Raw genomic sequence first — 15,614 nt, 5'->3', positions numbered from 1 at the left:
GCGGTCGCGCTCGCCGACCGTCCACACATGACACCCTGTGACCTGCGGTAATCACCCGGAAGCGGCCGGTTGGAATCGACTTCAGCTTGCTGGGCTATCCCCCGTGGCTATCGCAGCACGACCGGATGCGAGGGAACGCCCGTGGTCTGGATGTTCGTGACGAGGTCGGCGAGGCCGGGCGGGTAGACGGTCTCGGTGGTGTCGCGCAGTTCTTGAACGGTCCACCATCGAGTGGCCCGGATGGTGTCCGGTTGCGTGGCACGAGCCGGGTTGATGTCGTCCGGGTCGAGGTAGGCAAGGAAGTAGCGCTCGACCTGCCGGACGAGCTGGTCGCCAACCTCGTGTTCCTCACTGCGTTCGGCCACCTGCTCGCGCAGGTCGACGAGGACGGGGTCGATGCCGACTTCTTCGGCCAATTCGCGGCGGGCGCCGGCGCGGTCGTTGTCGTCGCCGTCCTCGATGCGGCCGCCGGGTGTGGCCCAGAACCCGCCGTTCTCGGCGTAGTACACCAGCAAGACCCGGTCATCGGGGGCGAGGGCGACGACGCGGGCTGCGACGCGCAGTGGCGGGGCCATCACGTTTCCCAGTGTGGCAGCCGCCGGTCCAACACGGCGATGTCCGCGTGGTCGGCGAGTTCCTGTGCCTCAGCGCGTGACCGATGCCCTCCCTCACCGCAGCAGCGCCTGTTGTGGCCGAGCACCACGCGCTCGGCCACAACGACGGCTACGCGGCGGCGAGTGCGGCTTCGGCGGGGTGGGGCAACGCATCCAGGACCGCGGCGAGGGTGTCGTCAAGGGTGCTGTGAACGGGAAGGCCGGGCTGGGCGAGCTGGCAGAGCATCCGGACGTCGGCCACGCGCGGATAGCCGGGATCCGCGCCGACGACGATCCGGCGGCCTTCGCCGAGGGCCTGGCCCAGCTCGTACATCGCGATTGGCTGCACCGTCACCGCCGGGTCGCAGGCCGGAAACCAGAACAACGTGGTGGTCTCGGCCAGGTGCAGGTGGTGCTGCTCCCAGGAGACCTGTTCCCAGCCGGCGGCCGGGTCGTGGATTGGGAAGTCCGCCCGGTTGGGGTTGAGCACCACGACCGGCTCGGGCGCGGCGGCGAGCACCGCGGCGGCGTGATCATGCCAGCGCGGGCAGCCAGTGATCCCGCCGGCGAGGAACACCGCCGGGGCGTCGCCGGGCTGGGGCAGGTAGTAGTTCGGGGCCTCGAAGTACAGGTCCCGGGGTTCACGCCGGTCCGGTTCCGTGGTCGTCGTGGCGGCGCGCAGGACGCGGGGGCGGTGGACGTCACGGTGCTCCAGGCTGACGCGGTAGCCGCGCAGCGCCAGGCGACCGGCGGCAAGCTCGGCCAGGGCCACGCTGCGGTGCCGGCCGCCTGCACAGCCGAAGGCCAGCACGCGTTCACCGCGGTGCGCGACGCCGGCGGCGTGCACCGCGTGCTCGACCAGCTCCACCGCGCCGGGCGTGCCGTAGACGGTCTGCTGCACACGGGCGTCGCGGCCGTCGAGGTCCAGGATCGCCTTCGCGGCGGCGGGGTCGTGCAGCCAGCGGCGGACGTCCAGGACCAGGTCTGCCTCCGGGACCGGGCCGTGCAGGAACCCGAACGAGATCAGGTGCACGGCCGGGGCGGCGGAATCGGCGGCAGTAGTGAGGGTGGTGGGCGTCGTGTCCATGACTCAACGATCATGGCTGGAAACCCCTCCTGAACAGGTGTTTCCCGTTTCCCAGATGATCGGGAAACAGCCAACGCGCCAGGCCGGCGGGAAGCGACGGCCCGGCGCGAGCTGTTCAGGTGGACGCGGTGTGATTCGGCGTGAGCTTGGCGATGACTGCCCGGCGGAGCTGGTCGGGATCGAGCCGGGCGTCGTGCATCGCGCTCCCGGCCACGTGCGCGAGGCGTCGGCGGTTGCCGACCAGGTTCACATCGCCGGCGCCCTTGCGGGTGCGGACGGCGTACATCGCCTGCACGACGTCGATCGCAGTCCCGGCCGTCAGCCCGTCGGCTTCGGCCGTGGCTCGGATCTGCTCCGCGGCCTCGTCGACGAGATCGCTGATGTCCGGCATCGGCATCGCCTCTCCTCCGCGTAGCCCATTCGGCCGTGCCGAGCGGGACTCAATTTGCTTTCGCCGCTGGCCATGACCATGATGGCGATGCTGCTCGCACTGGTGTTCGAGTAGTGTAGTTCGGCCCGTCCTTCCCGCGGCGCCCAGGTAGCGCGGGGTGAAGTGTGTCCAATTTCGACGGCGGCAGCCGAACGTCATGGCGGGAGCTGGAGCGCATCGCGTCCGGCCGGAAACCCGCGATCGACGGCGACGGCGGGGACTCCCCGGCCTGGAGCCGCAAGCGCGACGGCTACCGCCCACCGCCCGACCTGGCGACCGGGCACGGCACCGAGCAGGAGCGGGTGCCCTACGCCGAGCTGCACGTGCACTCCGACTTCAGTTTCCTCGACGGCGCCAGCTCACCGGAGGCATTGGTCGAAGAGGCCGTCCGGCTGGGCCTGGACGCGATCATGCTGACCGATCACGACGGCATGTACGGCGCGGTCCGCTTCGCCACGGCCGCCCGCGAACTCGGAATCGACGCGGGGTACGGCGCGGAGCTCTCGCTCGGGCTGACCGCCCGGCAGAACGGCGTCCCGGATCCGGAAGGCACCCACCTCCTGGTCCTGGCCCGCGGCCTGGAGGGCTACCGCCGGCTGTGCCGGGTGATCTCCCACGCCCAGCTCGCCGGCGGGGAGAAAGGACGCCCCGTCTACGACCTCGCCGAGGTTGTGGACGAGCTGGCCGGGCACGTCCAGGTGCTGACCGGCTGCCGAAAGGGCGCCGTCCGCCAGGCCCTCGCCCAGGGCGGCCCCGCCGCGGCCGCCGACGAAATGGCCCTGCTGGCCGACCGGTTCGGTCGCGAGCACGTCGCGGTGGAGCTCATCGACCACCGCCAGCCGCTGGACAGCACACACAACGACCACCTGGCCGCCATGGCCCGCGAACTGCGCCTGCCGACGGTCGTGTCGAACAACGTGCACTACGCAGCTCCCCGCGACAGCCGACTGGCGGATGCCCTCGCGGCGATCCGGGCCCAGCGCTCGCTCGAGGAGATGGAGGGCTGGCTTCCCGCAGCCGGCGCGGCGTTCCTGCGCTCCGGCGCGGAGCAGCGGCAGCAGTTCGAACGCCGCTACCCCGGCGCCGTCGCCCGCGCGGCGAAGCTCGGCCAGGAGTGCGCGGTCGACCTGACGCTCGTGGCCCCGACGCTGCCGCCGTTCCCGGTGCCCCCTGGCCACGCCGACGAGGACGCCTACCTGCGCCACCTGGTCATGGACGGCGCCGCCGTCCGCTACGGCACCCCCGCCGAGGCACCGGACGCCTACGCGCAGCTCGAGCGCGAACTGGACGTCATCAAGGCGCTGGGGTTCGCCGGCTACTTCCTGGTCGTCTGGGACATCGTCCGGTTCTGCCGCGAGAACCGGATACTCGCCCAGGGCCGCGGTTCCGCCGCGAACTCGGCGGTCTGCTTCGCGTTGTGGATCTGCCATGCCGACCCGGTCAGATGGGGCCTGTTGTTCGAGCGGTTCCTGTCCGAGGAACGCGACGGCCCGCCGGACATCGACGTCGACATCGAGTCCGGCCGCCGCGAGGAAGCCATCCAGTACGTCTTCCAGCGGCACGGCCGACTGCACGCCGCCCAAGTCGCCAACGTGATCACCTACCGGGCGAAGTCCGCGGTCCGCGACGCAGCCAAGGCACTCGGATACAGCGAGGGCCAGCAGGACGCGTTCGGCAAACAGGTCGACCGGTGGCGCCGGATCGCCGACAGCGAGACACCGGGCGAACGCGGCCACGGCGTGCCCGAGGACGTCCGCGAGCTCGCCGCGCAGATGGAGGACATGCCACGCCACCTCGGCATCCACTCCGGCGGCATGGTGATCTCGAAGCAGCCGGTGTCCGAAGTGGTCCCGGTCGAATGGGCGACCATGGCCGGGCGCAGCGTGCTGCAATGGGACAAAGACGACTGCGCGGCCGTCGGGCTGGTCAAGTTCGATCTGCTCGGGCTCGGAATGCTCTCGGCACTGCGCTTCAGCATCGACCTGGTCGCCGAGCACCACGGCCGCGAGGTCGACCTCGGCGAGCTGGACCTGGCCGACAAGAACGTCTACGACATGCTCTGCGCCGCCGACGCGATCGGCGTGTTCCAGGTCGAGTCCCGTGCTCAGCTCGGCACGCTGCCGCGGCTGCGGCCGAGGAAGTTCTACGACCTCGTAGTCGAAGTCGCGTTGATCCGGCCGGGCCCGATCCAGGGCGGCTCGGTGCACCCCTACATCCGGCGCCGCCGCGGCGAGGAAACCTGGCGCCACGCTCACCCGCTGCTCGCCCCGAGCCTGGACCGCACGCTCGGCGTGCCGCTGTTCCAGGAGCAAGTGATGCAGATGGCCGTCGACGTCGCGAGCTTCACCCCCGCCGAAGCCGACCGGCTGCGGCGGGCGATGGGCTCGAAACGCTCGGACCGGAAGATGCGGGCGCTGATGACCCGCTTCTTCGACGGCTGCGCCGCCAACGACGTGCCGCGGCCGCTGGCCGAGCGGATCTTCGAGCAGATCCACGCCTTCGCCGGCTACGGCTTCCCCGAAGCGCACTCGATGGCCTTCGCGCTGCTGGTCTACGCGAGCGCCTGGTTCAAGTACTACTACCCGGCGGCGTTCTGCGCCGGACTGCTGCGGGCGCAGCCGATGGGGTTCTACTCCCCGCAGTCGCTGGTCGCCGACGCCCGCCGGCACGGCGTCCGCGTCCGCGAACCCGACATCAACGCCTCCCACGAGCACGCCACCCTCGAGCCCGACCCCGACTCCGCCGGCGGCGTGGCGGTCCGGCTCGGGCTGGCCGCGATCCGCAACGTCGGCGCCGACGTCGCCGAGCGGATCGTCGCCGACCGCGCCCTACACGGCCCGTACGGCAGCATCGGCGAACTCACCCAGCGGGTGCAGCTCACCCAGCCGGTCGCCGAAGCCCTCGCCACCAGCGGCGCGTTCAGCACGCTGGGCCCGGACCGCCGCCAAGCCCTCTGGGCCGCCGGCGCCGCCGCCCGCACCCGCGCCGGACACCTGCCCGGCATCGCCACCGGCGTCGACGCCCCAGCCCTGCCGGGCATGACCGCGCTCGAGGTCGCGGCCGCCGACGTGTGGGCCACCGGCATCACCCCCGACCAGCACCCCGTCCAGTTCGTCCGCCAGCACCTCGACAGCCTCGGCGTCGTCCCCGCTGCGCAGCTGCTCGACGTCGCCGACGGCACCCGCATCCTGGTCGGCGGCGCGGTCACCCACCGGCAGCGGCCCGCCACCGCGGGCGGGATCACCTTCCTCAACCTCGAGGACGAGACCGGGATGACCAACGTGATCGTCCACCCCGGCACCTGGACGCGGTACCGGCAAGTCCTCTCCACCTGCTCGGCGCTGGTGATCCGCGGGAAAGCCCAAGTCTCCCAGGGCACCGCGTCGCTCGTCGCAGACCACATCACCCCGCTGGACCTGCGCGCTTTGGCCAGCAAGAGCCGTGACTTCCGCTGACCCGACAGCAGCCCGCCACGCCGGCGCGGGGGCGGCGCGAGCGGGACGCTACCTCGACGTCCCGCTCTGGCCATGGACTCGGCCGGAGTCCGGGCCGCACCTGCCCCGGTGGTGCCCGGCACGGCACTGGCTGCGGCCCGGACAGTTGCAGGAGGCCCCGAACCAGGACTACCAGCTCAACGAGCTCGTGTGCCGGCACTGCGAAAACCAGCCAGGCACCGGTGGACGATGGGCGCTGGTCGACCCGTCGGTCGCCGCGCAGGTCACCGAGGAACAGGTCCAGTCGCGGCGACTCCAGCTCGTAGTCCTCCCGCCCGCCGACCGCGCGGGGATCGGCCTCATCCAGCTGCGGTGGGGCGCCACGATCTACGGCCAGGTCGAGCTGTCGCTGTGCCCGCTCGATCGGCGCGGACTGCTGCTCGGCATCCACGTCGAACCGCAGCACCGACGCCGCGGCGTCGGCCGGGTCCTGGCCCGCGCGGCAGCGGCCCGAGGCGCCGGATACCGCTGGAGCGCGAACCCGCCCGACGAACCGGACTCCGCCGCGTTCTGGGCGCGCATCGGACCACCGCCGCCGGCACCGGCAGCCCCCTGCTCCCACCAGCAAGCAGCGGGAATCCACATCGAACCTCGCTGGCCGAAATGGTGATGCTCGCCGGGCGCGCACGCGGTGCCACGCCCAGGGTGTTCACCATGCCCGCTCGCGGCCGCGCCGGCCGCAGGCCCCGAACACCACGTACTCGGCGACGGCGGCCGGGTCGACGGCACGGGCCTGGCGCTCCAGGGCGTCCAGCAGGTCGGCCAGGTCGGCCGCATCCGCCGGGATGGTGTGCTCGGTCGAGGCGTGGGCGTCGCAGCCCTGGTACACGCCGCAGTCGTGCACGCGCAGCATCGCCGGCGGTCCCGCCTCGACACCGAGGCCCAGCGGCTCGATGCCGCATTCGAGCCCGTAGTTCGGGGACCGGCCGCCGAAGCTGCCGGCGTAGACCCACTTCTCCCCCAGTGCCTCGTCGTCGCTGTGCCGCGACGTCCAGCCGCGGCCGCGCAGCAACGCCCGCACCCGCAGATCCAGGGCTGCACGGTGCGGGAAGAGGTACCGCTGGGCGTACTCGTCGTCGGTCAGGGCATCGGGGTCGTCGACGTCGCAGGTCACGACTTCAGTGGATCACGCACGGCCGCGGCGTTTTCCCGGAAATCCGGGAGTCCGGACGCGGCCAGGGCGAGAACCGCGACCAGGTCGTAGCCCTCGCCGGGAAGGACGGGCAGCAGCGCGGTCACCGCGGCGTGGTGTGCGCGCACCCGATGCTCCGCGACGACGCGGGTTCGCAGGGTCTGCCGGTGCAGGCACTGGTCCAGGCCGGGCAGGACCACCACAGCCACGGTGGGCAGCCGGTGTGTGGCGGCGATCCGCCGGACGGCGGCGCGGCGTGCGGACTGGCGGTGGGTGCCGTCGACCACTGCGCCCGCGCCGTCGGCGAGGTGCCGGTCGAGCCGGGTGTGCGCGCGGGCCACGGCCGCCTCGCCGACGACCTGGCCGTCGCCTTGCTCCTGGTCGTAGGACACGATCGCCAGGTGTGGGCGCCGGGCCGCCAGCTCGCGCGCCACCGTGCTCTTGCCCGCGCCGGCCGGGCCGACCATCAGCACGACGACCGGTTCGCTGAGCAACTGATCGAGCACCGGGTCGTCGAGATGCGCGCCGCCGCGCACCGGGCTGGTCTTCATCCTCTCGACCATGGCGGCATCCTGCGTCGACGGCGTCGCAGTTGAGTCGCACGCCGCCGACTCGCGTCACCCTGCCGAGCGAAGAACAATGGGCGGTTTGAGGTGAAAAACGCCCCTATTCCAGGCAAATCCCCGGCGCCGCGGCGGGAACGCGCCGTACCCTGAAGGTGTGGCCCCGCGCGGGACCGCGCAGTGGCCCCTCCCCCTTGGGCTCCTGCTCATCTCGACAGCAACCCCCCGGTTGCCGAGCACCGCGCGGGGCCTTCTTCGTGCCGGCGGGTCACACCGGTTGGCGCGCGTGCGCCGCTGCGGCGGCGTGCTGCTCGGCCAGCTCGAACCGGTCCGCGCGCGCCGGGGCGCCGTCGTCGCGGTGGTCGCCGTCGAGGCAGTCGGGGCGGACCCAGTCGCGGGTGAGCCGGTCGGTAAACCCCGGCCGCCACTGGTGCAGCCAGTACTGGGCGTCGCGCACGCTGGCCTCCGGTCCGATGTTGGCCGCCCGCCAGGAGTAGGCCAGCGCCGCGACCTCCATCGCCAGGCCGGGATGCTTGCGCCAGCACGGCGGGATCGGCCGGGCCCGGCTGCCGTCGACGCCGACGAAGGTCACGTTGTACCAGGCCACGAAGTTCCCGACGGTGGCCCGCGGGTCGTCTTCGCCGTCGGGATCGTCCTCGGCGGCCGCGGGCTGGTTGAACCACACCCACGACGCCGGCGCGGTGGGATCCTCCTCGTCCTCCTTCTCCCCGTCCGCAGGCTTCTTCGACAGCTGGTTGACCCGGCCCTCCAGGCGGCGCACGGTCTGCGCGAGCGCCCCGATGATCTCGGTGAGGGCCTTGATCTGGCCGTCCCGGTCGCCGTCGGCGCCCGCGGCCGCCTGCTGCTGCTCCGGCTGCTCGCTCACGCCGTGAACCTCCCCGGCTGGCCGGCGCCGGGCGTGGTGCTCAGCGTGGGCGCGAGGGCGAACCCGTCCGGCCCGACCGGGACCTGCCCGTCGCGCACGGCCTGGACGTGCTCGCGGATGACCTTCCAGTCGGGCCGGTTCCGCACGTCGAGGGTGAGGGCGAGGATCGGGTCGAGGTGGCGGTGGATCACCAGGACCCGGCCGCGGCGGACCCGCCGGACGTCGCCGGGCCGGTAGGTGGGCACGGTCTCCAGACCCACCGACGTGCGGCCCTGGCTGAACAGGCCGTCGTTCTGCTGCTGGAAGCGCCGCCGCTCGTGGTGCGCGGTCAGCAGCGACACCCACTCCAGCGTCACACGGTCCTTGATGCCGCCCCACACGCTCAATGTCGTGGTGTTGTCCAGCAATTGCCGGGTCCGCTGCGCGGTGAACGTGTTCTCCAGCGCGGCCACCGACTGGGCGCCCCAGTGGATCAGCACGCCCCGGCCCGCGGAGTCGGAGACGATGTCGGGGATGGAGGGGACCGGCGTCGCATTCGTGATCTCGTCCAGAATCGCGGTGGCCGGCGGGTCGAGGCGCCGGTGCGGGGTGTGCAGGGCCATCTCCTGCGCGGTGGTCAGCCAGTGCTCGACCAGCGCGGTCAGGATCGGCGCGGCCTGGGCGGCCTGGTGCTGCCCGGCGACCAGGTACAGCGACCCGTGCTGGGCGATCATCGCGCGCACGTCGAAGTCGCGGCCCGGCGCCGGCGTGCACAGCCGCCGGATCTGCGGGTCCATGAACGGCTCGATCACCCGCCGCACGCTCATCCACACCGCGTCGGAGGTCTCGGCGACCATCCCGATCTCCGAGCGCAGGTTGCGGGCGTGCTCGGCGAACCCGGCCTGCTGGAGCAACTTGACCGGCTCCTGGTCGACCGGTTTGCTCATCGCCCACCGCACCAGGTCGTCGACGCCGCGGTGGTGGATGGCCGCGGCGATGAAGTACGCCTGGAGCACCACCTTGGCCCGGTCCCGGAACACCTTGTCGTTGCCGCCCACCCCGGCCAGCCCGACCGAGGCGGCCTCGACCATCGTGTGCGCCCGGCGGAAGGCCACCGTGGTGTCCTCGCAGCCCTGCATCGGCAGCCACTGCACCTGCGCCGGCCACGGGACCGCGCCGGTCACGTCGGCGACCATCACCGGGCCAGCCTGGTAGCGCGCCGCCCGCAGCAGCCCGCTGAACTCCAGCAGATCCGGCTTGGTCGTGCTGCACAACAGCGCCCCCGGCGCCGCGATCGCCTTGTGCACCAAGTCCCGCCGCGACTTTCCGCTCTGGGTGGGGGCGAGCGTGCCGGTGGGGTTCTCCAACGGCGTGCACATCGGCTGCCGCTGCGGGGACAGGTGCAGGGGCGCGGCGACCTCCTCCAGCGGCGCCCGCAGCGCCTGCGCCCGCGGCAGGCCCGGCCGGGTCCACTCCGCGGTGCGCCGGGCCGCGGTCAGCGACAGCTCCTCGCGGATATCCTCGCGGCTGGCGTGCCCGGCCTGCGACGGCCCGAACCGCCGCCACGCCGGCACGGCCACCAGCAACACCAGGCCGGTGGCCACCACGAGCAGCACCGCAGTGATCGTCCAGTACCAGCCGCCCTGGCCGGTCAGGGCACTCGCCCACGGCTGCCCGAGGCCCGCGCCGGGGCTGCCGGGATGGCTGAGCACCCCGAACACCCCGGCCAGCCAGCTGTCGACGCCGGGCATCGACCAGGGCCCGCCGAGCAGGCTGGTGGTCACCGCAGCGCCGAGCATCAGGGCGGCGGCGATCGCGGCGAGCACGCCGAGCAGAGCCACGAACACGCCCATCAGCGCCAGGTCGCGGTCGGCGGTCGGCGAGACGGTGTTCCTCATACCCGCGGGTCACCTCCTGGTGGCGGTTGTCCGTTGTTGCCGACCGCGACCCGCCGGATTGCCACCACCTTGGGCACCCACGACTCCAGGGTCGTGAGGATGACGCCGTGGTCGTCGTCGTAGGCGTCGACCATGTAGCCGTTGCCGACATACATCCCGACGTGGCCCGGATTGGCGGGGGTGCCGTCGGCGCCCGGGATGAACACGAGGTCCCCGGGCTGAACTTGGGACAGGGAGCCGACGGCGACGCCGTCGTGGACCTGGGTGGACGTGGTACGCGAGATCGCGACGCCGGCGTGCGCCCAGGCGGCCTGCATCAGGCCGGAGCAGTCGAACGCGTCCGGGCCTTCCGCGCCCCACACGTACCGCTTGCCCAGCTGCGCGAGCGCGTAGGTCACCGCGGCGGCGAGCTTCGGGTCCGTGGGCAGCGTGAAGTCCGGAGGCAGCTTCTTCGGGTCGAGCTTGCCGTCGTCGCGCAGCTTGCCGCGCCCCTTGTCCGGGCAGGCACTGGCGGAGAAGTCGACCTGCTGCACCGGGTCCGTGACGGGCGGCGGGGTCGGGTTGTCGGGCCCTTGCCAGTACCGCTCGGTCAGTCCCGCGGCCGCGGGCTCGCGCGGGGCGTAGCGATCAGGGAACCCGGAGCGCTGGACCGCCTGCTCAGCCGCGCCGGGCGGCATGGTCTGCCAGCCGGGCAGCGCGACGAGGTGGTCGTAGAACTTGCCCGCCGCGTAGACGGGGTTGAGGATCTGCTCCGGGCTGCCCCATCCCTGGCTGGGCCGCTGCTGGAACAGCCCGAGCGAGTCCCGGTCGCCGTAGTTGAGGTTGCGCAGCTCGGACTCGACCATCGCGGTGGCCAGCGCGAGCACCGCGGCCCGCTTGGGCAGTTTGCGCTGCACGGCGACGGCCACGATGGTCTGGGCGTTGGCCAGCTGCTCGGCGTGGAACTTCTCGTCGCCGATCTCCTGGGTGCCGCCGCCCTTGCCGTAGTCGGCGAACTGGTAGGGCGAGCACTCCACCGCCGCGGCCGTGGTGATGCCGATGGCGCTGGACTGCGAGGCCATCAGCACGGTGCCGACCAGCAGCGCCGGAATCACCACGACCACGTAGATGGCCGCGGCGGCGCCGGCGAACAGCGGTCCCTTGGCCGCCCCGATCCCCACGGCGGCCTACCCGTCCCGCCGGGCGCGCAGCTGCGCGTTGGTGTCGAAGATCTTGCGCTCGGTGCGCGACAGGACGGTCTGGACCTTGTAGCCCGGGTTGTTCTCGATCTTCCACAGCGCCCGGCCGGTGCGCTCCATGGCCCACCCGGTGGTGACGTCCTGCTCGCGCTCAGACAGCGCGAAGTCCTCGGCCAGCTCGTCGGCCACCCGCGTGGACTGGCCGAACAGGATCCGGGTGCTACACAACGCCAGCAGGTCCTTGGCGATCGCCACTTCCTGCGACCCGGCCGCGCCGACCGACAGCGGGTCGGACGGCTTGTGCATGACCAAGATCTGGATCTTGCGCTCGGCGCGCGAGAGCCGCAGGTCCGAGTCGACGGCCTGCACCGCGCGCAGCCCGAGCCGCATCTGCCGCCACACCTCGTCGCGCACGACGATGCGGATCTCGCCGTCGTCTTGCAGGTCGGTGACCATGGACGACCAGGAACCCAGGCAGGTCAGCGCGACGGCGATTGCCTGGTCGCCGCGCGAGCGCAGCAGCGACAGGTCCATCGACTGCACCGGGGCGTCCCAGTCCAGCTCGAAGTTCGTCTCCTGGTCGAACAAGCCCGCGAGCGGCCCGTTGATCAGGTTGCCCAGCGCGTCGGTGATCGGGCGCAGGGTGTCGAGGAACTGGCGGCGGCCGGCGAATCGCGTGGCCTCCCACAGCGCGTCGTCCGGCTCAGCCAGCTCGCGCTGCACGTCGGGGATGGTGACCGGGCGCAGCTGGGTGTAGCCGTCGTCGACGCCGACCAGCCGCCGCAGCACCGCCGAGAGGACCGCCTCGTCGGTGACGGTCGGGCGGTAGCCCTGCGCCTCGGCGAGCGCGACCAGCAGCTTCACCCACCGGCCCAGCACGCCGGCGAGTTCTTCACGCTGCCGGGTCACCGTCCAGCCGCCCCACCGGCTGCGCAGCGGCCCGAGATCCAGCGCGTTGAGCCGGGCGGAACTGCCGCGGCCCAGCGCGATCGGCGTGATCCCCAGTGCCCGCAGCAGCGGGCTGTACTCGCCCTTGACGTCGCCGGAGATCAGCGTCTTGATGCCGAACAGCATCATCCGCAGCAGAAACGCCACGACCGTGCTGGACTTGCCGCGTCCCGGCTCGCCGAAGATGACGAGGTTGGGGTTGGTCGCCAGGCCGCGCAGCACCCACTCGATGGGGTGGGCGTAGAACGCGCCACCCGAGAGCGTGTCGTAGCCGATGCGCGCGCCGACCGCGGGAATGCCATTGGCTGCCAGCAAGGGAAACAAGCCGCCGATCTCGGAGGTGGCGGCCTGGTAGACCGCCATCGGCGCCTCGACCGGCGACCATCCCTCACCGGGGCGGGCGCGGCCGCGGCGCGGCGCGATCGCCCGGTTGACCCGGTCCCGGCTGCGGCGCTGCGGCTCCTGCCGGGGCCTGGTCGCCGGTGGCGCGCCGAAGTCGCCGAGCAGCTGCGCCGCGCTGCGCTCCCGGTGACCGCGCCGGCTCACAGCAGACCTCCCCGCTGGCGGGGCAGCCCGATCCCGACCGGCAGCACCGCGACGACGAACGTCGAGTCCTGCGCCAAATCCAGCCGCAGCAGCCGGAACCGGCCGCTCGCGTCGTTCTCCAGGCGGGCGGCGTGGTCCTCGACGTTCCACGTGCTGGGGACGGTGACCGAGGCCGCGACGGCGAAGCGGACCACCGAGTGCCCGGCTGCGACAGCACGCTCCTGCGCGCGGGCGCCGCTGGCCTCCCGTTCGTCCATCGCCGTGGTGTTGAAACCCTTGCTGCGCTTCCAGTCGGTCATCACGTTGGACCGGAACCGGTTGCCCTGCACCGCACGATGCGCGCGGCGGGAGTCCAGGACCTCGTAGTGGATCGCCAGCGTGCGCCGCTCCCCGGCGGTGCGCACCGCCAACAGCGGCCCGAGACTGCCGAAGACCGTGCCCGCCTCCGGCATCAGCGCGCTGTAGGAGACCGTGGTGAACCCGTCGTGGGTGTAGGCCCGCGCCGACGGCGAGGGCGCCGCGGTCGGCCCGGCCGCCGCCTTCTCCAGCCCGCGGCCGCCGGTGCCGCGTTCGTGTGCGGTGGCCAGCACCGCCCGCGCCGCGGGGTTGAACCCGGTACGCAGCGCCTCGGCCATGCCCGGCCCGTCGAGCCATTCCACGGTGCGGGCACCGAGCGCCTTGAGCGGATCCTCCAGGCCGTCGAGCACCCGGTACAGCGCCAGCGCGCGCCCGGCGACGCCGCCGCCGGCCGCCGCGGCCGGCTTGCGCAGCTTGTCCTCCGGGCCGCTGACCGTCACGAACACCTCGTGGCGGACGCTGACGTTGCCGATGGTGCGGTCCAGTTCGTAGCTGGCTTGGCGCGCCAGCCGCGGCGCGTCGGTGACCTCGTGGTCGCTGCGCCACACCTCGTACTCGGTGCCGTCGTCGGGCACGGTGCGCACCAGTAGGCTCATCCGGTCGATGACCTCGCGGTGCCCCAGCGACAGCAGCAGGTTGCCCAAGCGGTGGGCCAAGCGCTCGCACTGCTCGTCCGAGAGCATCCCCACCCCGGAGTGGGTCAGGCGCGCGGTGGCGCCCCACCGGCCGTCCCCGGTGTCGTGGATCAGGCACACCCGGCCGGCGTCCTTGAACTGCGGGCCGTCGGGGAAGTCGACGCGCTGGAGCACGCCGGGCAGATCCGGCTCGTTGGGGTCGACGGACGCGCCGGCGGCGGCCTTGGACTGCCAGCGCGACCAGCCGGTGACGATCCCGACCTGGAACAGCACCAGGTGCAGCAACCAGCGGAACGCCGGACGGCCGCGGACCGGGATTACCACGAGGGCCGCGATCGTCCCGCAGATCAGCAGCAGGATTGCGGCGTCGGTGAACCTGCCGTCGGAGATGGTCCACAGCACCGGGACCGCGAGCAGGATGCACACCAGGGCCTGCACCGGAGTCAGCCCCATGATCCAGCCCGCGTGCTCGCGCCGGTTGAGTCCCCGGTAGATCCGAGGCGTCGTCATGCGATCACCGCCGCTTCCTCTGCTTCTTCTGCTTCGCTGGCGGTGCCTCCGCCGCCGCCACCGGAACTGGGCCCACCGCCGCCTCCGCCGTGCGGTGAGGGCGTTCCGCCGCCGCCGGGCGGCTCGGGCGGGGGCGGATCGCCGCCGTCGCCGCCGGTGCTGTCGTTGCTGTAGTCACCCGATGGGCCGCTGTCGCGGCTGGAGGACACGACCGATCCGGAGTTCGCCGGCGGCAGCTCGCCGCCTCCGCCGGAGCTGCTGCCTCCGCCGCCGACGCCGTCGTCGCCGGATTGGTCAGGGCTGGAGGTGTCGCTGTCGCTGTCGGACTCGGAGCCGCCCTCGGAGCCTCGGCCGACGCCGGACTCGTCCATGGAGTTCTCGGCGTGGTCGGCGACCGCCTCGTCGAACCGGCCGGTGTTGGCGTCCTCGATCGCCCCGCCGCCACCGCTGCCCCCGACGGCGCCGGCGGCCATCATCGCGGGGTTGTTCGCGCCGTAGGAGTCGACGCCGATCCCGGACAGGGCGTCGCGGAACGCGGCGCCGGCATCGGAGTTCGGGTCGATGAAGGCGAACAACCGGAACAACACGAACGGGCAGAACAAGCTGATGATCAGCACGCCGACGCCGGCGAGCAGACCGGACAGGCCCTGCGCGCCGCCGGCGATCGCCACGCCCAATACCAGTGCCAGGCTCAGCACCGGCTTCATGGCGATGCAGACCAGGCACCAGCGGCAGGGAGTCCAGAACCAGTGCGAGGTGACGTTCGCCAGCAGCCCCGCCGCGGCGATCGGCACCGTGCCCACGAGGACGTAGATCGCCGCCTCGCGGAACAACATCTCGAGGATGTAGCCGATCGCCGCGGGGATCACGCCGACGAACGCGCAGATGCCCAGCACGATGGCCTTGACGCCGTCAACGACGCTGTCACCGAAGCTGGTGTGGTTGAGCGCGTCGGTGAAGTTCTTCGACTGCAACCCGTAGTTGAGGATGCCCTCGGTCAGCGCGTCCGTGCCGGCGAGGAACGCCGCGACCATGCCCACGGTCACCGCCAGGGCGATGCCGTACTGCACCGGCCCGACGACCAGCCGCATGAACCCGCGGCCGCCGCGCAGGTTCGTCATGATCAATTGCCAGAAGAACAGCCCGAGCGCGAGGACGCCGGAGATCCACAGCATCATCGGCCACAAGATGGAGATCGGGCCCTCGGTGGTGCTGACGCTGAACACCGAGAACCGGTCGGCCAGGGAGAAGGCGCCGCGCAGCACGAACAGGCTCGCGTCCCAGATCGCCTGCATGGCGGCCTCGAACGCCGAGGCGATCATGCCCTTGATCGAATCGCCGATGGAGGAGCCGATGTCGTCGAAAGGCCACATCTGCG

Annotated in this window: 13 protein-coding genes; 2 read left to right on the top strand and 11 right to left on the bottom strand. The window is 72.3% G+C overall.

The features are described from left to right. Positions 1-107: 107 nt before the first annotated feature. The 3 genes from AB5J73_RS48345 to AB5J73_RS48335 all read right to left on the bottom strand — a co-directional run bounded on the left by AB5J73_RS48345 (position 108) and on the right by AB5J73_RS48335 (position 2,077). A complete protein-coding gene (locus AB5J73_RS48345) occupies positions 108-575 on the bottom strand; it encodes an NUDIX hydrolase (protein ID WP_370973847.1) in 468 nt (155 codons plus the stop codon). A 148-nt stretch (positions 576-723) separates the two neighbouring features. Next, complete coding sequence (locus tag AB5J73_RS48340; RefSeq protein WP_370973845.1) at positions 724-1,680, bottom strand: nucleoside 2-deoxyribosyltransferase domain-containing protein; 957 nt, start codon at positions 1,678-1,680, stop codon at positions 724-726. 115 nt (positions 1,681-1,795) lie between these two features. After that, positions 1,796-2,077: a hypothetical protein gene (locus AB5J73_RS48335; RefSeq protein WP_370973844.1), complete on the bottom strand. Its 282-nt coding sequence runs from the start codon at positions 2,075-2,077 to the stop codon at positions 1,796-1,798. A 158-nt stretch (positions 2,078-2,235) separates the two neighbouring features. Between AB5J73_RS48335 and AB5J73_RS48330 the strand changes: the two genes are divergently transcribed. Next, positions 2,236-5,565 carry an error-prone DNA polymerase gene (locus AB5J73_RS48330; RefSeq protein ID WP_370973842.1) on the top strand — a complete coding sequence of 1,110 codons (3,330 nt, stop codon included), beginning with the start codon at positions 2,236-2,238 and terminating at the stop codon, positions 5,563-5,565. Continuing rightward, positions 5,552-6,214 carry a GNAT family N-acetyltransferase gene (locus AB5J73_RS48325; RefSeq protein WP_370973841.1) on the top strand — a complete coding sequence of 221 codons (663 nt, stop codon included), beginning with the start codon at positions 5,552-5,554 and terminating at the stop codon, positions 6,212-6,214. Before AB5J73_RS48330 ends, AB5J73_RS48325 begins: the two co-directional genes overlap by 14 nt. Before the next feature lie 39 nt (positions 6,215-6,253). Here AB5J73_RS48325 and AB5J73_RS48320 read toward each other — a convergent pair whose 3' ends face one another. From AB5J73_RS48320 to AB5J73_RS48285, 8 genes are all read right to left on the bottom strand, one after another. After that, positions 6,254-6,718, bottom strand: coding sequence for a hypothetical protein (locus tag AB5J73_RS48320; protein ID WP_370973839.1), 465 nt, complete (start codon positions 6,716-6,718; stop codon positions 6,254-6,256). Then, positions 6,715-7,299: an AAA family ATPase gene (locus tag AB5J73_RS48315; protein WP_370973837.1), complete on the bottom strand. Its 585-nt coding sequence runs from the start codon at positions 7,297-7,299 to the stop codon at positions 6,715-6,717. Before AB5J73_RS48315 ends, AB5J73_RS48320 begins: the two co-directional genes overlap by 4 nt. A 268-nt stretch (positions 7,300-7,567) precedes the next feature. After that, complete coding sequence (locus AB5J73_RS48310; protein WP_370973835.1) at positions 7,568-8,185, bottom strand: hypothetical protein; 618 nt, start codon at positions 8,183-8,185, stop codon at positions 7,568-7,570. Beyond that, positions 8,182-10,062, bottom strand: a complete 1,881-nt coding sequence (locus tag AB5J73_RS48305) for a type IV secretory system conjugative DNA transfer family protein (RefSeq protein ID WP_370973833.1) — start codon at positions 10,060-10,062, stop codon at positions 8,182-8,184. Before AB5J73_RS48305 ends, AB5J73_RS48310 begins: the two co-directional genes overlap by 4 nt. Continuing rightward, a complete protein-coding gene (locus AB5J73_RS48300) occupies positions 10,059-11,222 on the bottom strand; it encodes a C40 family peptidase (RefSeq protein WP_370973831.1) in 1,164 nt (387 codons plus the stop codon). The genes AB5J73_RS48305 and AB5J73_RS48300 overlap by 4 nt, the downstream gene beginning before the upstream one ends. A 6-nt stretch (positions 11,223-11,228) precedes the next feature. Beyond that, on the bottom strand, positions 11,229-12,551 hold the full coding sequence (locus tag AB5J73_RS48295) for an ATP-binding protein (protein WP_370973980.1): 1,323 nt from the start codon (positions 12,549-12,551) through the stop codon (positions 11,229-11,231). A gap of 179 nt (positions 12,552-12,730) precedes the next feature. Then, a complete protein-coding gene (locus AB5J73_RS48290; protein ID WP_370973830.1) occupies positions 12,731-14,236 on the bottom strand; it encodes an SCO6880 family protein in 1,506 nt (501 codons plus the stop codon). Continuing rightward, positions 14,233-15,609, bottom strand: coding sequence for a hypothetical protein (locus tag AB5J73_RS48285; RefSeq protein WP_370973829.1), 1,377 nt, complete (start codon positions 15,607-15,609; stop codon positions 14,233-14,235). The genes AB5J73_RS48290 and AB5J73_RS48285 overlap by 4 nt, the downstream gene beginning before the upstream one ends. Positions 15,610-15,614: the final 5 nt, after the last annotated feature.

Origin of the sequence: Amycolatopsis sp. cg9, assembly GCF_041346945.1 — a bacterium.
Classification (GTDB): Bacteria; Actinomycetota; Actinomycetes; order Mycobacteriales; family Pseudonocardiaceae; genus Amycolatopsis.
The sequence above is the reverse complement of the archived record's forward strand: the minus strand, read 5'-3'. Positions and strand labels throughout refer to the sequence as shown.